The sequence below is a fragment of the Pelagicoccus sp. SDUM812003 genome (genome assembly GCF_031127815.1).
Lineage (GTDB): Bacteria > Verrucomicrobiota > Verrucomicrobiia > Opitutales > Opitutaceae > Pelagicoccus.
In genome coordinates this window covers 55,741-77,874 of the sequence record NZ_JARXHY010000017.1, presented here as the reverse complement: position 1 = coordinate 77,874, position 22,134 = coordinate 55,741, and the positions used below count along the sequence as shown (strand labels likewise).

The window sequence follows — 22,134 nt, the reverse complement described above, 5'->3', positions numbered from 1 at the left end:
CAAGGCCTTAACCCTTTCTTAAAATGAAACTGTCACGAAAACTCGTCGCGTCGCTTCTCATCCTCGCGAATTTCATTTTTCTCCACTATATCGTATCATCCATTCCACTACGATTCGATCTGACCGAAGAGAACATCTACACGCTCTCCGACAGCACCAAGTCCATGCTGGATAAAATCGAAGAGCCGGTCACCGTCGACTTCTACAGCTCACGCTCCGTGGAAGAGCTACCCGCCTGGTTCAAGACCTTCGCCGACCGCGTCGAGCAAATGCTCGAGCAGTACGAGCGGGCGTCAGGCGGCCTCGTCACACTCAACGTCATCGACCCGAAACCAGACACCGAAGAAGAGGAACGCGCCATCGCGGCCGGCTTGCACGGACAGGAGATCGCCACCGGCGACCGCGTATTCCTCGGCATGGTCGTGGCGCAGGGCGACACCGAAAAGACGCATCCCTTCTTCAATTGGAATCGCGAGAACTTTCTCGAATACGACATCTCGCGCACCATCTACGAAACTCAGCTGCTCACTAAACCGCGTATCGGGCTGATCACTACACTTCCACTGATCGCTCCCCCCTACCCAACCATGCCAGGTCAACCCCAGCAGCAGGAGGATCAGTTCTTCATCACTCAGCTAGAGTCCCAGTTCGCGTTCGAATCCATCGAACCGACCGCCACCGAGCTGCCCAGCGACATCGATATGCTCGCCATCGTACACCCGAAAAACCTGAACGAAGAGCTGCAGTACGCCATCGACCAGTTCGCCCTCACCGGCAAGCCGATCTTCCTAGCGGTGGACCCATCCTCAATCCAAGAGAAGGAACAGAGCCGCCAAATGCAAATGATGGGCGGACAGATGAACCAGGACACCTCCAGCGATCTGCCTAAGCTGCTCGACGCATGGGGCATCGAGTACGATCGACGCAAGGTACTGATCGAGCCGAACAATTCCATCGCCCAAGCTAACTTCGTGCAACCCGCTTGGATTGTATTCCAGGACGAATACACAAATCGCGAGCTACTCCCCTCTTCCGAACTCGAAGGCGTGCTCACCCTGGAATCCGCTCCGCTGATACACCGCGAAGACGCTACCACCGAATGGGAGCCCGTGCTTACCACAACCGACGAAGCTGCCACCGTAGAGGGAATGATGCTTCAGTTCCAGCAAGGCAACGCCCTATGGGAAAACGCCACCTCGCTCGAGCGAGCCGTGGCCGTCGCCGGGTTGCTTCGCGGACCCGCGAAGACCGCGTTTCCCGGCGGTCCGCCAAGCGCCGAGGAGCAAGACTCCGCCGAAGAGAGCGAAGACGCAAAGCAGACCGACCAGCTGCAAGAGGGTTCCATCAACGTCTTCGTCATCGGCGATACCGATTGGCTGCTTGACCGCTTCTCCATCCAGAAGGTCAACTTCCTAGGCATGCAGCAGATCCAGAAGATGAACGACAATCTCGGTCTGGCCGCCAACTTCATCGAATACCTAGGCGGTAGCCGCGACCTGATCGGTCTGCGAGGCAAAGGCGACAAGGATCGCAGTTTCGACGTGGTGCAAGCCATGGAGGCGGAAGCTCAAAAGGCCTATCAGGCCAAGCTGGAAGCCGTGGAGGCCGAGATCGAGGAAATCAACTCCAAGCTCAGCCAACTTGTATCCGAGCAAACGGATACAGGCGTGATCTACGCCACTCCGGAAATGCAGGAAGCCATCGACGAGTTCAAGGAGCGCCAAGCGGCCGCCAAAGCGGAGCGCCGATTGATCCGCCGCGATCTTCGCCAAGGCATAGAAACCCTGGGCAACGTGGTCGGAGCCATCAATCTGCTTTGGGCCCCCATCGCTCTCGCCCTTTTCGGACTCTACTTCTTCCGCTCCCGCAAAGGCTAATCCCTCCTCCGCAGAGAAAACATCCAAATTTCAAATACGATGAATCTCAAGAAACTCTCCCTTTCCACCTGCGTGCTGGCGATTCTTGCCATCGTCACCTACTTCGTTAAAAACGGGGACACCTCCATGCCGGAGGACCCTCGCATCGGGCAAGGCCTGGTCGACCTCGATACGCTTCCCAAAACCAAGAGCATTGAAATCAAAGCCGACGACAATCAGTTCGAACTCGTGATGAGCTCCAAGGAATCGAGCTGGATCATGCCGGATCTCCATTCGCTGCCGGTGAACATGGACACCCTGGGACGTTTCGTGACTCGTCTCACCGACGCACGCCTCGAACGCATCGCCAGTCGCAAGCCGGAGCGCATCGCCGAGCTTGGTTTCGGCTCCAAGTCCGTCGCATTCAAGGATGAGAATGGATCCGTGCTTGTATCCGTGAAGCTGGGACGAGAAACCGACACCGGCAAGCAGATCGTCAAATACGGCGACGAGGATCTGGCCTTCATCGCTGACGACCAGTTCTCCCTCAACAGCGACCCCCTTTCGTGGCTCGACAAATCGCTGCTGACGATCGATCGAGACGCCATTCGCTCCGCACGTATCGAGTTGCCAAACGGCGAGTCCTTGTCCGTAGCGCGTGATTCCGCGGAAGCCGACTGGACTACCGATGATTCCCTGCCGGAAGGCAAGCGCCTTGACCAAGGGGCCATCACCCGCGCTCTCAATCGCTTCGCAAACGTCAGCTTCACCCAACTGGCGGAGCTCGACTCCGACGTAGTGTCCGACGCCGCGGCAAACAGCGCCTCCTTCGAAATCACCATGGATGACGAGAAGAGCTATTCGATCTCCATCGGGCGCCGCCCCGAAGTCAAAACGACCAAGGAAGTCGAGACGGAAAACGAGAACGGCGAGACCGTGACCGAGACCCAGGAGGAGGTGGAAACGCCGGCGGGTCCGGTCATCATCAAGATCGAGTCCAGCGACGGGAGCGATCCGATCAATGAATACATGGACGAGACCGCATTCGAAGTCGCAAGCTACCTCTTCTCGAATGTGCCGCAAAGCTTGGATTCTCTTCTAGAGGACGAACCCGAGACGGAAGTCGACGCAGCAGACTCAAGCGGCGAGAACGACGAGACACCGCGAAGCGACGCGGATTAATCGCGGTCGCTTTCGCTGTTCGCCGGCCGAGTTCAACACGCTCGGCTACGCTGCGCCAAAACGAAACCCAGCTCCTCGACGGCGATTTTCCTTTGCCTGATCGAGCTGGGTTTTTCAGGATCATGGTCCCCATGAAACTCAATCAAAAGCAACAGGAAGCGTACGATCGCTTCTACGAAACCACCATCGACGATGGCGTGCTCGACTCCCGCACCGAGCTCCTCGTCGGCCTGGCCGCAGCCATGGCAATGAACTGTCAACCTTGCACCGCCTACTACCTGAAGCGCTGCAAAACCGCTGGCGTACCGAAAGAGCAAATACAGTCGACGCTCGCGAAAGTGATGGCAGTCGCGGCTGGGCAGAAGCGCCTGCAAGCGGAAGAAACGCTGCGCCACCTGGCCACCGGCTACTGAGCGACAGAAGGCGCCTCCGTCGCTTCACGCTTCATCGCCCGCTCCGACAATCCCTGCACGTCCGCGAATAGGTCCAGAGCAAGCTGCTTGCGATCGTCTCCAGGCTCCCGCTTCTCGCCGAAGACGATTTCGGCCTTCACCCGTCTGACCTTGCACAAGCGCAGCAGGTGTTCGCCAAAGCCCATATCTCCCCACCAGCACACATCGTTTGCGGGGTCCCCTCCCTCGCATTCATATTTCAAATACGCTGGCGTGATCGGCCATCGATTTCGCACCACCGGATCGAGCAGCGAGGATCGAAACGGCAGCACCGTCCGCCCATCAGTGGAGGTGCCTTCCAGAAAAAACGTCATGCAAAGGTCCGCCTCGATCACGCGAGCGAAGCTCTGTTCCTTGTTCGCCACGTCCGCACGGCGAGCTCGATCGATGAAAAGCGTGCCGGCGATTCGCGTGAAATAGCCGACCACCGGCCAATCGCCAACTTCGCTCTTGGATAGAAAGACTTGAGGCGTCACCGAAGCAAGCACCACGATGTCCATATAGCTGAGGTGGTTCGGGGCGATGAAGCCTCTTTCCGGAACCGCGCCGCGCACAGTCACCTCGAATCCGAGACCGCGAAGCAGACGCCCGCTCCAGCGCTGCTGCCAAAGCGAGCGCTGGCGCGACGACCAGCGCTTTCCCCCTTTGAGAAAATGGTCAATGCCGGCAAAAACGAAAATCCCCGCCAGCCAAAGCAGCCGCAGGACCAGACGCGCGTGCCGGTTTAGAAACTCCATTCGCCATTTCAAGCTCAGCGGAGCGACAATGACAAGCCAGCAGCCCGCGGCAAAACGTATCCGATTCGCCGGCTTGGAACCTATCCGAGAAACTTCTGCATGGCCCGAGGCCCCAGGCTGCGCAGATCGAGCAAGGTCAGGAAATCGATGGTCTTGAACTCGCGGTCCAACGCCGGCTCCCCGCAGATGCGGGCTCCCAGCGTCAAGTAAGCTCGCATCAGACGCGGGATCTGCACCGTCCGTTTCGCCTCTTCGACACGGGCCGACTCATGTCGCGGCACCGAGCAATCGTAGCGCTGCGTGGGACGAGTGATAAAGGGTTCCGCTGCCAGGTAGCGAACCAGGTTCCGATAGGCCGCCTGCCCTTCGGCGGGATCGGTGGAAGTGAGAGAGCTGCAGCCGATCAGGTAGCGAGCTTGCGACAGCTTCGCGTACTGGGCGATGCCCTTCCAGAGCAGCCCAAGCACCACCATGTTGCGATGCTCTTTGGCGATGCAGGCCCGCCCTAGCTCGATCGTCTCGTGCCGGATGGACTCGAACACCTCGAAGTGAAACTCCTGCTCGCTGTAGTAGCCAATGTTCGCCGCCGCGGTATCGCCAGGCTGCAATCGGTATGTCCCGATGATCTGCTGCTCGTTTACGTATTCCACCAGCAAATGATCGCACACCGCGTCAAAGGGATCCTCGTCCCTCCCTGTCACCTCGGATTCGCTTAAGCCTTCCCCGAGCTCCAGATTGAAAACGCGAAAACGCAGGCGCTGGGCCGCGGCGACATCCTCGTCCGAGCGCGCGATGCGAACGCGATACGCCGAGGTCGGAGATGGTGGGATAAAGCGCTCCACGCGCTCGCGGCGTTGGATTCCAGGGCTGGGCATACAAGATTGACGAATAAGGACGCTAGAGGACTGATGCTGTCCGTACAAGCCATCTGCGCAGCCCGCCACAAGTCAAGTTTCGCGCGAGCGGCAGACGGTGTTTTCACCCGCCTGTCACCCGCGTAACCGGGTCGTAATGCAGCTAGTTTCCCAGCACCGCTTCCGGCAGCCAGAGAGCGATCTGCGGGAAGACCATGATCAAGGCGATGGATAGGGCCATGATCAGCACGAACGGCACGATGGAAGCGTAGATGTCCTGCAGCGTGATCTCCTTCGGAGCCATAGCCTTCATCAGAAACAGATTGTAGCCGAACGGAGGCGTCATGTAGGCGATCTGACAGGTCACTGTATACATAACGCCATACCACACTGGATTGAACCCAAGCGACGTGATCAGCGGGATATAGAGCGGCGCCACGATGACCAGCATCGCGGTATCATCGAGAAACATGCCCATCACGATGTAGGACAACTGCATGAGAATCAGCACGCCCCACGGCGACAGCCCCCAGGTTTCAAGAAACAGTCCCTCGATGGCCCGTACCGCACCCAGACCATCGAAAACCGAGGCGTAGCAAAGGGCCGCTAAAATGATCCACATGAACATGGCGCTCACATTGAGAGTCTGCCGCAGGGTAGCGTGAAGCACCTTGAAGCTCATCCGGCGCTTGATCATGGCCGCGATCATGGCCGCCAACGCCCCCACTGCGGAACTCTCCACCAAGCTCGTGAAACCGAGCAGGAACAAGCCGATCACCGAAAAGATGATAAACAACGGCAGCACCCCAGCCGCCAGCACCCGGAATCGCTCCGCATGCTCCATCTCGACTTCCTCCCGAGGCAGGACCGGACCGAGCTCGGGCTGCAGCTTGCACCGTATCACAATGTACAATACAAATAGCCCGGCCATCATCAGCCCTGGCACCACCCCAGCAAGCCACAGGGCGCTCACCGGCTGGCGAGCGATCATGCCGTACAGCACCAGCACCACGCTGGGCGGCACCAAAATGCCAAGCGAACTCCCAGCCTGAATGACGCCGGTCACCATGCGCTTGTCGTAGTTGCGCTTCAGCATCTCCGGCAACGCGATGCTGCTGCCGATCGCCATGCCCGCTACGCTCAGTCCGTTCATAGCGGAAATCGCCACCATCAACACGATTGTGCCAATGGCCAGACCGCCCCTCAACGAGCCAGTCCAAACATGAAGCATGTGATACAAGTCTCCGGCGATTCCCGACTCCGAAAGCATGTAGCCCATGAAGATGAAAAGCGGCAGCGTGAGCAGCGGATACCAGTTCAGCAGCTTGATGCTCGCCGTGTACCCCATCTCGTATCCACCATCTCCCCACAGCAAGAGGGCCGACATCACGCCCACGAATCCGATCGCTCCAAAGACCCGCTGCCCCGTGGACAGCATCAGCATGAGCGAGACGAACATCAGCAGGATGATCATTTCGTGACTCATGCCTCACCCCCGATCCGTCGACCGCTGAATAGAAAATACAGGTCTTTGATGAAGATCGAAATCGCCTGCAGCAGCATGAGCAGGATTCCTATGGTCATGATAATCTTGATCGGAGCCAGAGGAGGCGCCCATGCGGTGTAGTTCTTCTGCCCATACTCGAGAGCGTAGAGGCTGCTCGAATAGCCGCCCCAAAGAAGGATCACCAAATAGGAGATCAGGGCCAAGGCGGTGACGGAGTCCACCTTCGCCTTGGTACGCGGAGACCATTTTTCATAGAAGACATCCATCCTCACGTGAGCTCCTTCCTGCAGCGAGAACCCGCCTCCGAGCAAGTAGTAGGCCGCCATGGTGAACTGGGCCATTTCCATAACCCAGAGGTACGGCTTGTCGAAGGCGGTCCGGGATATGGCGGCGAAGATGAGGATCCCCATCATGACGAACACCAGATACATCACCGCTAGCCCCAGCCACTTGTTGATGCGGTCGACCCATCGTACGTAATTTTTCAATACAGATTTTAAAAGACCCATTGAGCGATATGAAGTCACGCAGCAAACGCCTTCCTGCCAGAGGACAGGCTTTCAGCTGCAGGCTAAAAATGGGGCTTGGCTCGACCAAATCGCTCGAACCAAGCCCGACTCTTTACACGTCAGAAACGTCTAGTAGCGATAGGGCTTACCAGCCTTCTGCATCATGGCATTGTAGTCCTTGAAGATCTGCACCACTTTCGCAGCCCGCGGACTCGTGGTCGCGATCTCATCCCAGAACTTCAAGGCCTCCGCTTCGACAGTCGCCCATTCGCTGTCTGGAATCGAAGTGAGCTTCATCTTCGTGCCAGTGGTGCGCAGGTAAGCTTCTCCTCCCCAGTACCAATGCAAGCGATAGTAGTGCGAGCTATCCATGCATACCTTGAAGAGCTGCTGCAGGTGCTCCGGCAAGCTCTCCCAAGCATCGGAGTTCGCGAAGAAGGATCCACACCACGCTCCAGAAATATTGTTGGTCAGGAAGTAGTTCGTCACATCCGCCCATCCAACGGTATAGTCTTCGGTTATTCCGGACCAAGCGATGCCATCGAGCTCGCCCGTTCGAACCGCGACCTCGATATCCTCCCACGGTAGGGTTACCGGCACCACACCGAAGCGCGACAGGAACTTGCCCGCTGTCGGGAAGGTGAAGACACGCTTCCCCTTCAGGTCTTCCAAGCTATTGATCGGATCCTTGGTGGCGAAATTGCAGGGATCCCACGCCCCAGCGCTCAGCCAGGTCACGCCTTCGATCTCGTCGTAGGCCTCCTTCCAGATCTTATCCAGACCGAACTTGTAGAACAGCGTCGGCACGTCCAAGCTGTAGCGCGTGGCGAAGGGAAAGTATCCACCAAACACCGACACGTCCGCTGGCGAGCTCATGGAGTCGTCGTCGCTCTGCACGGCATCGATAGTGCCTCGCTGCATCGCTCTGAAAAGCTCGGGCGTCGGGATGAGCTGGTCCGCGTAGTAGAGCTCGATCTGCATCTCGCTACCAGCGATCTTGTTGAACGCGTCGATAGCGGGCTTGATCACGTGCTCACCCAGGGCCGGGCCAGCGTAGGTTTGCAAACGCCACCGAATGGTCGACTTCTTCTGAGCCCGAATCATCGGAGCGGCGAGGACTGCAGTGGAACCGATCGCTGCAGATTTAAGGAAGGTTCTTTTATCCATAAACGAATAATGAGGAGGGTCTCGCTAGCGCATAACAGGAACAAGGCAGAGCCTCCCAAACAGAGAACTCCAGAGAGAAAGAAACGTTAACTAGCGACCGGTCGACTTCAGCACCCGTCATGCCACAGCTCGCAATCCAGCCCTAATAGCCAGCAATGTACCCACTCTATTAGGACAGGTTTCACACGACGTTAGTTCGAACTTATAAACACCCGGATTGCGCCTTATACGTTTACCCTTAGCTGCTTCAATTTGCACGTGTATCCACCTATTCGAGACGGACGCCACGCGACTTTTTGAGCATGGGGATCAGGCCAAGCGCGGCGTATCGATGAAGGGCAGGTAGTTGCTCGGCATCTCGTCCTTCAGCGCCACGCCGCTTCGCTTCAGCCTCAAGGCGTTTTCGATCAGGTAGCTCGTTTTCTGCGCCGCCCGCTCGATGCTCAGCCCGCCTTGGCGCACGTTGGAAATGCAGTTTCTGGCTTCGTCCGTCTTTCCGGGGAGCGGATCGTAGGTGAGGTAGATGCCCATCGAGTTCGGGGAACTCAAACCGGGCCGCTCGCCAACCAGCATGCACACCAGCTTGGCTCGCAGCGCCGCGCCGATAGGATCCGAGAGGGCGACGCGGGCGTTGCGAGCGACGCACACTGGTGAAACGGAAATCGATACGCCGGCCAGCTGCTTGAGGAAACGCTCGAGGAATGGTACCGCGTTTTCATGAATCGCTCGGGCGGAAAGCCCATCGGCCACCACGATGCAAAGGTCCGCCCCTTTCTCCGCCTGCGAGCAATCGCTCAACCGCTGCCTCGAATCCGCGTCCAGCAAGCGGCCCTTGTCCGGGCGGGTCAGGTATTCGAAGCGATCGCCGGCCTGCGACGCCACCACCAGCGTTCGCTTCATGGGCTCGATCTCGCGGGCGATCCTTTCCCACTCGAAAATCTGATGCACCGCATCCCGGGCTTGGGCGTGGGCGAAACGGAAGTCCAAGGTGGACGCCAACGGCGGTGCCACACCACAACGCCCTAAGGCGATGCGAGCGTCGGTGAACGCCTTGAGGTCCTCCCAGGGATCCTTCGTCTCCACTTTTTCGATACTATCGCTCATTGGGAAAGCACGCTTTGGTCATCGAAGCCGATTGGCGACTCCAGCAATCGGTTCTTGCGCGAAATGGGCTTCAATCCTCCCTCGCCATCCGTCACACCCATCGACTCCAGCCAAGCTTCAAATTCCGGCGCCGGGCGCTTGCCAAGCGTCTTTCGCAGGTAGGCGATATCGTGAAAGGACGTGCTCTGGTAGTTGAGCATGATGTCGTCGGCCCCGGGCACTCCCATGACGAAGTTGCAATTTGCGACCCCGAGCAAGGTGAGCAGCGTATCCATATCATCCTGATCCGCCTCCGCATGGTTGGTGTAGCACACGTCCACGCCCATGGGCAGGCCGAGCAGTTTTCCGCAAAAGTGATCCTCCAAACCTGCTCGGATAATCTGCTTGCCGTCGTAGAGGTACTCCGGACCGATGAACCCTACCACCGTATTCACCAGCAAAGGACAGAAGCGTCGGGCCACAGCGTACGCCCTCGCCTCCATGGTTTGCTGATCCACGCCATGATGGGCGTTCGCTGAAAGCGCGCTTCCTTGCCCGGTCTCGAAATACATCACGTTTCGACCGACCGTGCCTCGTTTCAACTCCAGCGTCGCTTGCCAGGCCTCCTGCAACAACGCCAGATCGACTCCGAAGCTTCGGTTCGCAGCTTCAGAGCCCGCGATGGATTGGAACGCCAAGTCAACCGGAGCTCCCCTTTCGATCGCTCGCAAGGTGCTGGTGATATGCGTCAGCACGCAGCTTTGCGTGGGTATCTCGTAGCGGGACCTGACCGTATCCAACATTTCGAGCAGACGAACGATGTTTTCCACGTTGTCCGTAGCTGGATTGATTCCGATCACGGCGTCGCCACACCCGTAGAGCAATCCGTCCAGGGTCGAGGCTGCGATGCCCTGGAGGTCGTCAGTCGGATGGTTCGGCTGAAGCCGAGACGAAAAGCGACCTGGCAGACCAATGGTGGTTCGAAAGGAACTGACGACGGGAAGCCTAGAGGCGACAAGGACCAAATCCTGCAGGCGCATGAGCTTGGAAACCGCTGCCGCCATCTCCGGCGTAATGCCAGGGCTGATACGCTCCATGCTCGCGTCCGCGCTGGCTTTGCTCAGAAGCCAATCCCTGAACCCGCCCACGCTGAGACCGGACACCGCCTCGAAGGCCTCTAAATCATGCGTATCAAGTATCAGCCGCGTCACTTCGTCCTCTTCGTAGGGAATCAGCGGCTCCTCGAGAAACCGGGTCAGCGGCACCTCTGCCAGCGTCCGCTGAGCCACCACCCGCTCCTCCTCCGAAGCGGCCGCAACCCCCGCCAGAACATCGCCTGAACGCAGAGGCGTCGCCTTAGCCATCAGCTCCTTGAGGGAAGCGAATCGATAGGAGACCTTGCCGTCGTTGTATGAATATTCCATGGCGCGATTCGGGCCCGAACAGGGACCGTAGTTCGAGCTTTCACGCCAGCAATTAGCAAACCAACTCCGACGCGGCGCCTCCTATTTCACCCCAAAAGCTCGGGCTTAGCGCCAAGCCTAATCCTAGCCACTTCCGCTTCTAATGAAAAAGCCCGAACCGCAGCGGCTCGGGCTGAAATGGGGAGGCGTCGATGGGCGCTTCTTGCTAGTAGAGGAACTCCTTGGCCTTTTCGTATTCCTGCATGGCCTCTTCGAGATAGCTGTGCAACAGGTCAAGGCGATCGGCCGACGACGGGTGGGTGGAGTTGTAGGTGTTTCCGCCACGCATGGCCTCCATCTCCACCATGCGCTCCATCACCGTGATGGCCGCGCTCGGGTCGTAGCCGGCTTTGGCCATGTACATGATGCCGATCTGGTCGGCTTCCGCTTCCTTGCCTCGGTCCCAAGCCACTGCCGCTCCCTGGGCTCCCATGCCATAGATTCCCATGATGGCGCCGGTCATGTTGACGTACGCTCCGTTGCCGAGGGAAGTCGGTCCAGCGATCGCGGCGGCGATGCCCACCACCTGTCCGCCGGTATTCAGCAGCATCTGCTGCGAAAGCCGCTCATGAGTGTGGCGAGCCGTGACGTGGGCGATCTCATGGGCTACCACCGACGCCAGCTCGTCTTCCGTCTTCGCGATCTGAAACAATCCTTCGAACACCCCGACCTTGCCCCCGGGCATGGCGAAGGCGTTGATTTCCGGCTGATCGAAAACCACGAACTCCCACTCGGCCATCGGCATGTCCCAAAAGACCTGCTGGCTGATGCGCTCGCCGACGGTCTGCAACATCTCGTTGTAGATGGGGTCCTTCGAAATAGGCATCTGCGACTTCATCTGCTCGAAGGCGACGATGGTCATTTCGGCCACCTTGGCGTCCGATGTCAGATTGAGCTGGGACCGACCTGTCACCGGAGTGGTGCTGCACGAAACGAGCAGCAACGGTGAAAGGGCGATCGCGACGATACAAAGTAGTGAAGGCTTCATGTGCGGTTGGGTGTAGATCGTTTCACTTGAGCGCTAAAATCGTTTACGAGCCAGCGAACCGACTGGATTCAATTCAAACAGATATCCACCCCGCGCTTCAATGCAACTGATAATAGCCCTCCGCAAGCGGCCCCTCTCTCTAAGATTCCCACCCCGAAACGCTTAAACAAGCCCACTCGCATGAAACCGAAAGCTTAAGCTTTTCGTAATTAACAATAACTCGCTTTCCAAGCGGGGCATTATGGCATACGCTTGCCCAGTTTTCCCACATACACCAATAAATCCTTCCAACTTCATAAAGCCCGATGCGCAGCGATCTTCCTAGAGGCGAGAAGACTATGGCCGAATCACAGAACAACCCGCAGAAATCGAAAAAGCACAAGGTCATCCATTGGAACCCGGAGCTCGACGACGCCAACCAGAACAAGCCCGCCGGCATCACGGCCTATCTCGGCGGAGCGATCGGCGCTCTCATCGTGGTCCTCTTCTGCGTGGGCGCCTACTTCCTGTTCTTCTATGAAGAGCCTGTTCAGCCGATCGCTCAGCAAACCGCGGAGCAAGCGGCGGCGGACAATACGCGCCGAGCGTTCGAAAGCGTTTCCCGAGCTCAAGGGATCAAGGACATCACCACGCGCAAGCTCGACGCGGCCCGGCAAATGCCCACTACCGGAAACGAGGTGCTGACCCGCATGCTCATCAATATCGAAAAGGAAATGGCGGACGCCGACGACTTCATGCGGCGCTCCTCCTACGCGAAGGCCATCGATCAGTACCGACGGGTGGACGCCTTGATCGAGGAGTTCACCACCGAGGTGGAGAACAAGCAGACCGCGCGGCAGCTTTACGACAACTTCCTGGTGCGCTCCGGCGAGCTGGAAATCGGCAAACAGCTCAACGAGGAGGCCTTCTCCAGCGCCTTCGACAACGCTTCTGAAGGTAAGGCCTTTCTCGATACAGGCAGCTTCACCGCCGCTCTGCAGCGGCTGCAGCAGGCAACCGACGACTTGGACGCCGTCGAAAATTCCATAAACGAATTCATCCGATCCAACGCCGCGTTGGGACACCGTTTCATCTCGCAGGGAAAAAGCGAGGAAGCGACCGAGGCCTTCATGCGGGTGCTGGAAGTCGATCCCGAAAACGAGGAAGCCCTCAAGCAGCTCGAACGGGCCCGCATTTCCGATCGGGTCTACGCGGCGCTGCAAGCCGCCAACGCGAGCGAGGAAGAAGGACGCCTGGAAGAAGCGCTGGCCTCCTTCGAAAAGGCCTTCTCCATCGACAAGGGTTCCGCCAAGGCCCAGTCCGGCGTCTCGCGGGTCAAACGTAAGATCGCGGAGCGCGACTTCACCGCCTACTACCAAGCCGCTCAAACCGCCATCGCCAACGCCCGATACGAGGAGGCGATCGACAACTATCAAGCTGCCTTGGGCATCTTCCCCAATCGCAGCGACATCGAAAACGCCATCGAGAAAGCCCGTTCGGAAAAGCGCCAGAACGACATCGTCACCCGGATCACTCGGGCCTACAACTACGAGCGCGAATACCAATGGGAGAATGCCCGCGACCTCTATCAGGAACTGGTCAACATGGAGCCCGACCTGCAGGAGGCGAAGGACGGACTGCTGCGCACCGGTCGCATGATCCGCAGCATCCTGCGCTACAAACGCCTCATCGAGGTGGCCAAGACCGAGGCTCAACGCTCCGAATTCCAGCAGGCCATCCGCACCTTCGACGAAGCGATGAAAAGCAAGCCCACCTACCTCGCTCTGACCGAGGAAGGCGAACGGCTGCGAAACTTTCTCCAACTGCAAAGCCAGCCCGTGCCGGTGCAATTCATCTCCGATGGATCGACCTGGGTCAGCGTGCAAGGGCCCACCATGCGAAAGCCCGAAAAATTTGACGACATGCAGATCAGCCTGCTCCCCGGAAAGTATTTCGTGATCGGCCGAAAGAAAGGCCATCAGGACGTCCGATTCGGCCTCCAAATCCGCGGCGGCGTTCCACAAGAGCCGCTCACCGTGATTTGCGATACGAAAACCAACTTCTAACTCCGTCACGATCCAACCCCCGCACGCCACATGAAACGCGCCTGCCCCCACACCCTTTCGCGCAGAGGTCTCGCGCTCGCCGCGAGCGCCAGCATCGCTCTGTGCGCTCACGCCCAGTTCGACCCCGATCCCGGCATCTATGACGCTACCAAGAACGGAGCCAGCTCCCAAAACGGCAGCATCCGCCCAAACTCCTCCGTCAGCAACTCGCCGCTGGGAGGCTCCATTTCCGTGGTCAACGAGGCCAACCTGCCACCCTTGGATTCCGGCATGCCCCAGATCCAGGTAAACGGACCGCAAATGCCCAGCATGGGGGGCCAGCAAGGCGGTAGCCCCATGGGCGGCTCAAGCGGATCCATGGGCATCCCGATGGGCGGCAGCTCCGGCGGCGGACAGCAATCCAGCCAGCAAAGCCCCTTCCCTCAGCAATCCCAATCCTCCAGTTCCCAATCCCAGCAAGGCCAGCAGCAGCAAGGACAAATGCAAGGCGGGCAGCAGGGACAACAGGGGCAGCAAGGACAGATGCAGCAAGGGCAGCAAGGGCAACAGGGTCAGCAGGGACAACAAGGCCAGCAAGGGCAGATGTCTCAAAGGGGAAACCGCAGTCCCCAGCAGGATGGCCTAGGCGAAGCCCTGGAACAGCAGCGGCAGCAGCAGGGGCAATCCGGAGCTCAATCCGGCTCGCAGGGATCCATCAGCGCTCAAATGCCACCCGCTCCCGACGAGCAATCCATCGGAGACCGGTCCGCTCAAATCGATCCCAACGGAGAGCTTTCTCAGGAATCCGGAGACGAGGACGGCGAAATGGCATCGAGCGGCAGCAGCAGCGAATCGTCTTCCCAGAAAGGCAAGAAATCCAGCCGCAAAGGAGCCCAGCAAAGCTCGCAAAACACCGAGTCGGGCAGCGACGGCCAGGAAATGCCGGAAGACATCGGCGGCTCCTCCGGCTCCAAGCGCGGAACCGGCACCGTGGACGACGTGCCCGTCCCGTCAAACATCTAGATGCATGCCATCGGTTCTCCTATGAAACCATCGATTCTGCTTTTCGCCCTTTTCAGTCTCGCCGCAACCACCGTTCACGCCCAGCAGGAACGCGTCATCGTCTTTCCCGTCGAGGCTATCGCCGACGGGGCCAAGCTCGACAAAGAAGACTTCTTCGAGCGCTACCCCGGCATCGACGCCACCCAATTCGGACTGACCGACGAGGGCTGGTACGTGCGCTACCAGCACGAACTGCTGACCTACCTTTACGGACCGGTGGAGGATCTGGACTATGCTCGGCGACAAAAGAAACTGCTGGAGGAGATTCGCCTATCGCTCGTGCTGAAAAGCCCGTCGCTGAGCTCCAGCAAGGTGGATATCATTCGCTTCGACTTCAACGCGACGCCCGACAACCTCGGCGTGGAGCAAGTCGAGGACAATCCCTACATTCGCGACGACGAATAGCCCATCTCGACACGAGCTGGGGAAGCATTCGGCGGCGCCGGGCGCTGAATCACCGCTTTTCGGCAGGGCGTTTCCCTTGCGCTTTTCCTCTCGAAGGGCGGGCCGCCCAGCCCGTCACCTTCCAGAAGTCCCTTCTCGCTACAGCTCCACCCAAGCGGAGTCCTTGGCAAGCGATTCGATCGCGGCATCGGTAAAGCGCATATACGCCAGTCCGTCTTCGAAATTGGTGAGCGTCACCGGTTTTCCACTACGAATGCTCTCCACGAAGTCCGCCTCCACTCGCCAATCCGCCATGTCCTCCGGCAGCGGATTCACCACATCCTCCTTCGAGCCGAGAAGCGTTTTGAAAAGCTTCCCCACCCTCAGGTCCATGCGCAAGCTGCCCTTGCTTCCTGCGATCACGTATTCGTCGGTCGAGGCTCCCAGTTCCACGCCCGACATCTGCCCGACCAGGCGCAGTCCCGAATCGTACTCCGCGATGGTGGTGATGGTTTCCGGGATCTCGATGGGCTTGCTCGAACCATTCGGCACGCGTCTTTCCTTTGTGAATACAGAGCCGTTCGCCAGAAGCCGCTTCGGGTCGGCCTTCAGCCAGCGCTTCACCACTTCGTAGTAGATGCCAAGCATCAAGGTGTTGTTTCCACTGAGCTCCTTGTCCTGTCGCCAGTTCAGAGCCGCGTTCGCATCCACATTCAAACCGAGCGACTTCTGAAAGCGAACTTCCCTCAGAGTCCCTAGCTCCTCCGCTTCCAGGATCTTCGCAATGGTCTTGTCCCACTTGAGAGTGAACGGCGACGGCACGATCTGAGCGACTAGATCGGGATGGGCCTTGGAAGCGGCCAGCATCTCCTCCGCCTCCGCTGCGTTCATCGCCATGCGCGCCTCGGTCAGCACGTGCTTGCCAGCTTCGAGAGCGGCTATGGTGATGGGAGCGTGCAGGTACGGCCAGGTGCCGATGCAGATGGCGTCGATCTCGGGATCCTCGACCACCTCCTGCCACGTTTTGGCGATGCGTTCGATGCCGAAGGCTTCCGCCACGGATCGAGAAGAGGATTCGCTGCGATTGCAGACCACCTCCACGCTCACTCCTTCGATTTCCTGAAACCCTGGTATATGCCGCAAACGAGTGTTCGCTCCGGCCCCAATCACCCCGACTCTAAGCGTATCCATAAGGACTAGACTGGTGTATTCCGGCCCGGACTACAATGATTTTGTACGCCTGCGCCGCAAACCGCGATCCGCGATGCACGGGGTCCTGACCTACTTGACGTTGGGATAGCTGCCCAGCCATTTCACGAAGGGGCAGAAGCCGCGCAGCTCCTCGATCGCTTCGGCTATGGTGTCCTGCTCGTAGTGGCCGATCACGTCCACGAAAAAGCTGTACTCCCAGGCCGTCTTTCCATTGGGGCGCGACTCGATCTTGCTCAGGTTGAGATTGCGCGACGAGAACACATGCAAGGCTCGCTCCAAGGCGCCTACGCTGTCGTCGATGGACAGCAGGAAACTGCTCTTGAAAGCCACCCCTTCCACGTAGCCGCTCGACTCCTTGGCGATGACGAGGAAGCGGGTCGTGTTGTCCGATCTGTCCTGTATCCCTTCCTTAACTACAGGCACACCGTACAGATCGGAAGCCAGTACGGAAGCGATGGCGGCCGCTTTCGGATCCTTCTTGGCGACCTGCACCGCTTGGGTGGTGCTGTCGCAGGTATGCAGCGACGCGTTGCTCAGGTGGGCGTGAAGCCACTTGCGGCATTGGCCGATGGCCTGATCCTTGGAGTACACGCGCTCAATCGCCTCCACCGGCGACTGCGAAATCAAGCAGTGCGAGATCGGCATGAAAATCTGGGCGCAGATCTTCAAATCCGATTCGAAGAACATGTCCATGGAGTGCGAAACGGCCCCTTCGGTGGAGTTTTCGATCGGGATCACGCCGTGATCCGCTTCGCCCTTGGAAACCATATGAAACACGTCCGGAATGGCCGGAGCGGGAATGTACTCGATGCTCGCTCCGAACTTCTTGTTGGCAGCCTGGTGCGTATAGGTGGCCTCGGGACCCAGGTAGGCGATGCGCATGGGTTTTTCCAACGCGATGGCAGCCGACATGATCTCGCGATAGATGGCCCGAATCGCCTCGTCCTTCAGCGGCCCTTTGTTCAGCTTGCCCAGCTTGCTGAGCACTTGTTCCTCCCGACTGGCCACATAGATGGGAGAGCCCTCGAGCCGCTTCACATGCCCGATCTCAGCGGCAGTGCGAACGCGTTCGTTCAGCAGCTCCAGAACCTGCAGATCGATCTCGTCGATCTTCTTCCTCAATGTATCCAAATCCATACGACTAAACCTTTTCCTCGCTGTCTTCCGAATCTGGCTCTTCGCTTTGATCGGAGGGCTCCTCGCTCTCGACGTCTTCCTGAGCCGCGGAGCTCGATCCCTGGGCCACCTCTGGCGATTCTTCCGCCTTGGGCTCGCTTTCCTCCTCGAAGTTCAAGGACTGCGTCTGCTCATCCTCGTCGCCCTTGGTCGAACGCTCGCCCTCAGGCAGACCCATCTCCCTCTCCGTTACCTCATGCTGGTTGGAAACCTCGTGTAGCCACTCGTCGATCTGGCGCGGCGACAATACGTCGGAGGCCGGCAGCTCCTCGATAGAGCGTATTCCCACAAACTCCAGAAAGGCTTCGGTAGTACCGTATTGAATGGGCCGTCCGGGCAGGTCCGCTCGTCCGACCACCTGAACGAAATCGCGCTCGAGCAGCTTGCTCAGCGGCGAGTCGATGGACACGCCGCGGATCTTTTCCACCTCTGCCCGAACCACCGGCTGCCGGTAGGCGATCACCGCCAGCGTCTCCAATGCGGATTGGTTGAGCTTGATCGGTCGCGGCTCGTCGCGCAGCAGCCGGATCCACTCGCCCACCGTGGGCGAGGTCACCAGCACGAAGCCGCTGTGGCGCTCGATGAGACGGTACACTTCGTCCTTCTCCACCAGCTCCTCCGCGATTCTGTCCATGCACTCCCGGATCTGAGCGGATGTCACTAGCGAAGGCACCTCGGTGGTCGGCATGCCGTCGCCTGGCAGAAAGGGCTGCTCGGGCTCCTCGTAGTCCGGCGACGCCTCCTCTTCCTCCGGCTCCTCGATCGCCGCGTGGAATTTGGTGAATACAGCTTGTATGTCCTTGACGCTCAAGGGGCCGGACGCGCCGAAAAGTAGGGCTTTTAAAACACGGTCTAAGCTGAATGCCATGGATGAATACGGAGGGAAATTGGGTGCGGAAAAGCGACAAAGTATAACTTGATCGCAATCCAAAGCTCTGATGTAAAGGTTCTCTTTTTTCTGCAGAGACCGCTACGGCCTGCAGAGAAGAAGGCAAATCAAACTTTTTAACCTTCGTACTACCTTGAGCGAACAGACCCCCTGCAAACGTCCTCACTCCGCCACTCTGGTTGACGGGAACGACCGCGCCCCCGCGCGCTCCATGCTACGAGCCGTGGGCTTCACGGACGAGGATTTCAAGAAACCTCAAGTCGGCATCGCTTCCACCGGCAGCGACCTCACGCCCTGCAACATGCACATCGACGAGCTCGCCGAACATGCGACCAAGGGCGCCGACGCCGGCGGAGCCAAGCCGGTGAACTTCTCCACCATCACCATTTCCGACGGCATTTCCATGGGAACCAAGGGCATGCGCTACAGCCTGGTTTCCCGAGAAGTCATCGCCGACTCCATCGAAACCGTCATGGCGGGCGAAAGCATGGACGGTCTTGTGGCCATCGGTGGGTGCGACAAGAACATGCCGGGCTGCATGATCGCTATCGCTCGGCTCAACCGCCCCGCGGTCTTCGTCTATGGCGGCTCCATCCTGCCTGGTATCCATAAGGACAAGCCAGTGGACATCGTCTCCGTCTTCGAAGCGGTCGGTCGCCACGCCAAGGGCGAGATCGACGACGCGGAGCTGAAGGAAATCGAATCCTGCGCCATCCCGGGAGCCGGCTCCTGCGGCGGCATGTACACCGCGAACTCCATGGCCACCGCCATCGAGGCCCTCGGCATGTCCCTGCCCGGCTCCTCCGCTCAGCTGGCGGTCGGAAAGGAGAAGCGCGACGACTGCTTCAACGCGGGCAAACAAGTCGCCAAGCTCATCGAGCTCGATCTCAAGCCGAGCGACATCATGACCAAGCCGGCCTTCGAAAACGCCATCAAGACCTGCTTGGCCCTAGGCGGCTCCACCAACATCATTCTCCACTTGCTGGCCATCGCCCACGCAGCCGACGTCGATCTGACCATCGACGACTTCGAACGCCTCGCCGAGCAGATTCCCCTGCTCGCCGACGTGAAGCCCTTCGGCAAGTACAACATGTCCCACCTCATCCGCATCGGCGGCATCCAGCCCATGATGCGCATCCTGCTGGACCGTGGATTGCTCGACGGATCCTGCATGACGGTCACCGGAAAAACCATCGCGGAAAACCTGGCCAACGTGCAGCCCTACCCCGCGTATCCAGACCAGCAGGACATCATTCGTCCCTGGGATCAGCCAATCAAGGAAACCGCTCACCTGCGCATCCTGCGCGGCAACCTCGCCCCCACGGGAGCCGTGGGCAAGATCACCGGCAAGGAAGGCCTCTACTTCAAGGGCACCGCCAAGGTCTACGAAAACGAGGAAGACTCCCTTCAAGGCATCCTGCGTGGAGACGTAGTGGCGGGCGACATCGTGGTCATTCGCAACGAAGGTCCAGTCGGCGGCCCTGGCATGCGCGAAATGCTTTCGCCCACGTCCGCGGTGGCCGGACGCGGCCTGATCAAGGAAGTGGCCCTCATCACCGACGGTCGCTTCTCCGGAGGCTCGCACGGCTTCGACGTGGGCCACATCACCCCGGAAGCCGCTTGCGGCGGTCCGATCGGCATCGTGCAAAACGGCGACGAGATCGAAATCGACGCGGTCAAAAACACCATTTCCCTGAACATTCCTCAGGACGAATACGATCGCCGCATGGCGGCCTTCGTGCCCAAAGGACCCGGCGAAACGCGAGGCGTGCTGGGCAAGTTCGCCAAGTTGGCCGCTTCCGCCTCCGAAGGCGCGGTGACCGATAAAAACCTATAACAGACTCATCCGTTCGGGACAGCCCCCGAACCCTACCACACTCCTTTTCGAGGTAGAGCCCGGGCGCCGTCCCGGGCTCTTTTCGTTTATCAACCATCAAAATCTTTCATCCTTAACCAGAAATCCACACATTATGTCTTGGGATACCTACAAAGCGCTGACCTTCGATTTTCCCGAAGTGTCTCTCTCACTTGATCTCAGCCGACTTGGCCTGCCCGAGGGCTACATCGACTCCCAACGCGACGCTTTCGCCAAGGCCTTCGCTGCCATGGACGAGCTCGAATCCGGGGCCATCGCCAATCCGGACGAAGGCCGCATGGTCGGTCACTACTGGCTGCGCGACGCCGCTCTGGCCCCCACTGACGAGCTTAAGGAAACCATCTCATCCAGCGTGGATAAGATCAAAGCCTTCGCCGCAAAGGTCCACTCCGGCGCCCTGAAGGGAGCCAACGGCCCGTTCACTGACATCCTGGTCATCGGCATTGGCGGCTCCGCCCTCGGTCCTCAGTTCATCGCCCACGCCCTCGGCGTGCCCAGCGAGGACAAGGCTCAGGTGCACTTCTTCGACAACACCGATCCGGACGGCATGGACCTGGCCCTCAACGCCATCGGCGATCGCCTCGGAAGCACCCTCTCCCTCGTCATCTCAAAATCCGGCGGCACCGCGGAAACGCGCAACGGCATGCTGGAAGCCCAGAAGGCCTACGCCGACATGGGACTGGATTTTGCCAAGCACGCCGTGGCCATCACCGGCGTCGACTCCAAGCTGGACAAGGTCGCCGTCTCCGAGGGCTGGCTGGAGCGCTTCGAAATGTGGGACTGGGTCGGCGGACGTACCTCCGTGCTTTGCGCCGTAGGCCTCGTAGCCGCCGCTCTTCAGGGCATCGACATCCAGGCCTTGCTCGATGGAGCGGCCGCCATGGACAAGGTCACTCGCGCCAAGGAGATCGAAAAGAACCCCGCCGCCTTGCTGGCGTTGGCATGGTTCTTCGCCACCAATGGCAAGGGCGAGAAGGACATGGTCATCCTCCCCTACAAGGATCGCCTCCTGCTCTTCTCCCGCTACCTGCAGCAGCTCATCATGGAGTCGCTGGGCAAGGAGTTCGACCTCGACGGAAACGTGGTCAACCAAGGCATCGCGGTCTACGGAAACAAAGGCTCCACCGACCAGCACGCCTACGTGCAGCAGCTGCGCGAGGGCGTGCCTAACTTCTTCGCCACTTTCATCGAGGTCCTAAAAGACCGCAACGGTCCCTCCATCGAAGTCGAGCCAGGCGTCACCGCGGGCGACTACCTGCAAGGCTTCCTGCTGGGTACCCGCGAAGCCCTCGGCGAAACCGGACGCCAGTCCATCACCCTCACCACCGCCGAGATCAACGAAGGCAGCGTAGCGAATCTCATCGCTCTCTACGAGCGGGCCGTCGGCTACTACGCGACCTTGACCAACATCAACGCCTACCACCAGCCGGGCGTGGAAGCGGGCAAGAAGGCGGCCGGAGCCGCCATCGAGCTGGCCAAGGGCATCGTCGCCACCCTCGAGGCCAACAAGGGCTCCTCGCTGGACGCTCCCGCCATCGCGGAAAAGCTGGGCAAACCGGAGTCCACCGAGCTGGTCTACAAGATCGCCCTTCACATGGCGGCCAACGCCAAGGCCGGCATCTCCAAGATCGATGGGGCCGCCTGGCACGAGGCCAAGTTCCTCATCATGGCGTAGCGTCTTCGAAAAACGTTTTCCCAAGAGCCCGAAGGTTG

19 protein-coding genes are annotated in these 22,134 nt (G+C 59.2%); 8 read left to right on the top strand and 11 right to left on the bottom strand.

Annotation, left to right across the window (positions count from 1 at the left end; all coding sequences use genetic code 11):
• The first annotated feature begins 23 nt into the window (after positions 1 to 23).
• The 3 genes from QEH54_RS19280 to QEH54_RS19270 all read left to right on the top strand — a co-directional run bounded on the left by QEH54_RS19280 (position 24) and on the right by QEH54_RS19270 (position 3,451).
• The gene (locus tag QEH54_RS19280) at positions 24 to 1,877 is read left to right on the top strand and encodes a GldG family protein (protein WP_309020346.1); all 1,854 of its coding nucleotides are present in this window, start codon (positions 24 to 26) and stop codon (positions 1,875 to 1,877) included.
• Positions 1,878 to 1,916: 39 nt separating this feature from the next.
• Positions 1,917 to 3,038 carry a DUF4340 domain-containing protein gene (locus QEH54_RS19275; protein WP_309020345.1) on the top strand — a complete coding sequence of 374 codons (1,122 nt, stop codon included), beginning with the start codon at positions 1,917 to 1,919 and terminating at the stop codon, positions 3,036 to 3,038.
• 131 nt (positions 3,039 to 3,169) lie between these two features.
• Positions 3,170 to 3,451, top strand: a complete 282-nt coding sequence (locus QEH54_RS19270) for a carboxymuconolactone decarboxylase family protein (RefSeq protein WP_309020344.1) — start codon at positions 3,170 to 3,172, stop codon at positions 3,449 to 3,451.
• Here QEH54_RS19270 and QEH54_RS19265 read toward each other — a convergent pair.
• The 8 genes from QEH54_RS19265 to QEH54_RS19230 form a co-directional block, all read right to left on the bottom strand.
• A complete protein-coding gene (locus QEH54_RS19265) occupies positions 3,445 to 4,227 on the bottom strand; it encodes a lysophospholipid acyltransferase family protein (RefSeq protein WP_309020343.1) in 783 nt (260 codons plus the stop codon). The two genes, QEH54_RS19270 and QEH54_RS19265, sit on opposite strands and share 7 nt — an antisense overlap.
• Before the next feature lie 80 nt (positions 4,228 to 4,307).
• A complete protein-coding gene (locus tag QEH54_RS19260; RefSeq protein WP_309020342.1) occupies positions 4,308 to 5,102 on the bottom strand; it encodes a GNAT family N-acyltransferase in 795 nt (264 codons plus the stop codon).
• A gap of 142 nt (positions 5,103 to 5,244) precedes the next feature.
• A complete protein-coding gene (locus tag QEH54_RS19255; RefSeq protein ID WP_309020341.1) occupies positions 5,245 to 6,567 on the bottom strand; it encodes a TRAP transporter large permease subunit in 1,323 nt (440 codons plus the stop codon).
• Positions 6,564 to 7,097 (bottom strand): TRAP transporter small permease subunit, encoded by a 534-nt coding sequence (locus QEH54_RS19250; protein ID WP_345785680.1) that lies wholly within the window; start codon positions 7,095 to 7,097, stop codon positions 6,564 to 6,566. Before QEH54_RS19250 ends, QEH54_RS19255 begins: the two co-directional genes overlap by 4 nt.
• A gap of 129 nt (positions 7,098 to 7,226) precedes the next feature.
• Positions 7,227 to 8,264 (bottom strand): TRAP transporter substrate-binding protein, encoded by a 1,038-nt coding sequence (locus QEH54_RS19245; RefSeq protein WP_309020339.1) that lies wholly within the window; start codon positions 8,262 to 8,264, stop codon positions 7,227 to 7,229.
• Positions 8,265 to 8,573: 309 nt separating this feature from the next.
• The gene (eutC, locus tag QEH54_RS19240) at positions 8,574 to 9,368 is read right to left on the bottom strand and encodes an ethanolamine ammonia-lyase subunit EutC (RefSeq protein WP_309020338.1); all 795 of its coding nucleotides are present in this window, start codon (positions 9,366 to 9,368) and stop codon (positions 8,574 to 8,576) included.
• The gene (locus tag QEH54_RS19235; protein WP_309020337.1) at positions 9,365 to 10,771 is read right to left on the bottom strand and encodes an ethanolamine ammonia-lyase subunit EutB; all 1,407 of its coding nucleotides are present in this window, start codon (positions 10,769 to 10,771) and stop codon (positions 9,365 to 9,367) included. Before QEH54_RS19235 ends, eutC begins: the two co-directional genes overlap by 4 nt.
• 205 nt (positions 10,772 to 10,976) lie before the next feature.
• Positions 10,977 to 11,798 carry a M48 family metallopeptidase gene (locus tag QEH54_RS19230; protein ID WP_309020336.1) on the bottom strand — a complete coding sequence of 274 codons (822 nt, stop codon included), beginning with the start codon at positions 11,796 to 11,798 and terminating at the stop codon, positions 10,977 to 10,979.
• Positions 11,799 to 12,136: 338 nt separating this feature from the next.
• Here QEH54_RS19230 and QEH54_RS19225 point away from each other — a divergent pair, with 338 nt between their 5' ends.
• From QEH54_RS19225 to QEH54_RS19215, 3 genes are read left to right on the top strand one after another with little or no spacing between them, the layout of a single operon-like run.
• Positions 12,137 to 13,843 (top strand): hypothetical protein, encoded by a 1,707-nt coding sequence (locus tag QEH54_RS19225; protein ID WP_309020335.1) that lies wholly within the window; start codon positions 12,137 to 12,139, stop codon positions 13,841 to 13,843.
• Positions 13,844 to 13,873: 30 nt separating this feature from the next.
• Positions 13,874 to 14,845: a hypothetical protein gene (locus tag QEH54_RS19220; RefSeq protein ID WP_309020334.1), complete on the top strand. Its 972-nt coding sequence runs from the start codon at positions 13,874 to 13,876 to the stop codon at positions 14,843 to 14,845.
• Between the two features lie 21 nt (positions 14,846 to 14,866).
• Positions 14,867 to 15,289 carry a hypothetical protein gene (locus tag QEH54_RS19215; protein ID WP_309020333.1) on the top strand — a complete coding sequence of 141 codons (423 nt, stop codon included), beginning with the start codon at positions 14,867 to 14,869 and terminating at the stop codon, positions 15,287 to 15,289.
• 138 nt (positions 15,290 to 15,427) lie between these two features.
• Here QEH54_RS19215 and QEH54_RS19210 read toward each other — a convergent pair whose 3' ends face one another.
• From QEH54_RS19210 to scpB, 3 genes are all read right to left on the bottom strand, one after another.
• Entirely contained in the window at positions 15,428 to 16,459 is a 1,032-nt protein-coding gene (locus QEH54_RS19210) for a Gfo/Idh/MocA family oxidoreductase (protein ID WP_309020332.1), read from the bottom strand.
• Positions 16,460 to 16,549: 90 nt separating this feature from the next.
• Positions 16,550 to 17,617: a prephenate dehydratase gene (pheA, locus tag QEH54_RS19205; protein ID WP_309020331.1), complete on the bottom strand. Its 1,068-nt coding sequence runs from the start codon at positions 17,615 to 17,617 to the stop codon at positions 16,550 to 16,552.
• Between the two features lie 4 nt (positions 17,618 to 17,621).
• The gene (gene scpB, locus QEH54_RS19200) at positions 17,622 to 18,524 is read right to left on the bottom strand and encodes an SMC-Scp complex subunit ScpB (protein ID WP_309020330.1); all 903 of its coding nucleotides are present in this window, start codon (positions 18,522 to 18,524) and stop codon (positions 17,622 to 17,624) included.
• Positions 18,525 to 18,678: 154 nt separating this feature from the next.
• Here scpB and ilvD point away from each other — a divergent pair, with 154 nt between their 5' ends.
• Positions 18,679 to 20,382 (top strand): dihydroxy-acid dehydratase, encoded by a 1,704-nt coding sequence (gene ilvD, locus QEH54_RS19195; protein ID WP_309020329.1) that lies wholly within the window; start codon positions 18,679 to 18,681, stop codon positions 20,380 to 20,382.
• A gap of 133 nt (positions 20,383 to 20,515) precedes the next feature.
• Positions 20,516 to 22,096 (top strand): glucose-6-phosphate isomerase, encoded by a 1,581-nt coding sequence (locus QEH54_RS19190; RefSeq protein WP_309020328.1) that lies wholly within the window; start codon positions 20,516 to 20,518, stop codon positions 22,094 to 22,096.
• The last annotated feature ends 38 nt before the right edge of the window (positions 22,097 to 22,134 follow it).

Bases quoted from the DNA above. Each gene is read 5' to 3' on its own strand.
- QEH54_RS19245 (WP_309020339.1), bottom strand. From the start codon at position 8,264: ATGGATAAAAGAACCTTCCTTAAATCTGCAGCGATCGGTTCCACTGCA.
- QEH54_RS19235 (WP_309020337.1), bottom strand. From the start codon at position 10,771: ATGGAATATTCATACAACGACGGCAAGGTCTCCTATCGATTCGCTTCC.
- QEH54_RS19220 (WP_309020334.1), top strand. From the start codon at position 13,874: ATGAAACGCGCCTGCCCCCACACCCTTTCGCGCAGAGGTCTCGCGCTC.
- eutC (WP_309020338.1), bottom strand. From the start codon at position 9,368: ATGAGCGATAGTATCGAAAAAGTGGAGACGAAGGATCCCTGGGAGGAC.
- QEH54_RS19250 (WP_345785680.1), bottom strand. From the start codon at position 7,097: ATGGGTCTTTTAAAATCTGTATTGAAAAATTACGTACGATGGGTCGAC.
- QEH54_RS19275 (WP_309020345.1), top strand. From the start codon at position 1,917: ATGAATCTCAAGAAACTCTCCCTTTCCACCTGCGTGCTGGCGATTCTT.
- QEH54_RS19280 (WP_309020346.1), top strand. From the start codon at position 24: ATGAAACTGTCACGAAAACTCGTCGCGTCGCTTCTCATCCTCGCGAAT.
- QEH54_RS19225 (WP_309020335.1), top strand. From the start codon at position 12,137: ATGGCCGAATCACAGAACAACCCGCAGAAATCGAAAAAGCACAAGGTC.
- QEH54_RS19255 (WP_309020341.1), bottom strand. From the start codon at position 6,567: ATGAGTCACGAAATGATCATCCTGCTGATGTTCGTCTCGCTCATGCTG.
- QEH54_RS19230 (WP_309020336.1), bottom strand. From the start codon at position 11,798: ATGAAGCCTTCACTACTTTGTATCGTCGCGATCGCCCTTTCACCGTTG.
- QEH54_RS19190 (WP_309020328.1), top strand. From the start codon at position 20,516: ATGTCTTGGGATACCTACAAAGCGCTGACCTTCGATTTTCCCGAAGTG.
- QEH54_RS19265 (WP_309020343.1), bottom strand. From the start codon at position 4,227: ATGGAGTTTCTAAACCGGCACGCGCGTCTGGTCCTGCGGCTGCTTTGG.
- QEH54_RS19260 (WP_309020342.1), bottom strand. From the start codon at position 5,102: ATGCCCAGCCCTGGAATCCAACGCCGCGAGCGCGTGGAGCGCTTTATC.
- QEH54_RS19270 (WP_309020344.1), top strand. From the start codon at position 3,170: ATGAAACTCAATCAAAAGCAACAGGAAGCGTACGATCGCTTCTACGAA.
- scpB (WP_309020330.1), bottom strand. From the start codon at position 18,524: ATGGCATTCAGCTTAGACCGTGTTTTAAAAGCCCTACTTTTCGGCGCG.
- QEH54_RS19215 (WP_309020333.1), top strand. From the start codon at position 14,867: ATGAAACCATCGATTCTGCTTTTCGCCCTTTTCAGTCTCGCCGCAACC.
- QEH54_RS19210 (WP_309020332.1), bottom strand. From the start codon at position 16,459: ATGGATACGCTTAGAGTCGGGGTGATTGGGGCCGGAGCGAACACTCGT.
- pheA (WP_309020331.1), bottom strand. From the start codon at position 17,617: ATGGATTTGGATACATTGAGGAAGAAGATCGACGAGATCGATCTGCAG.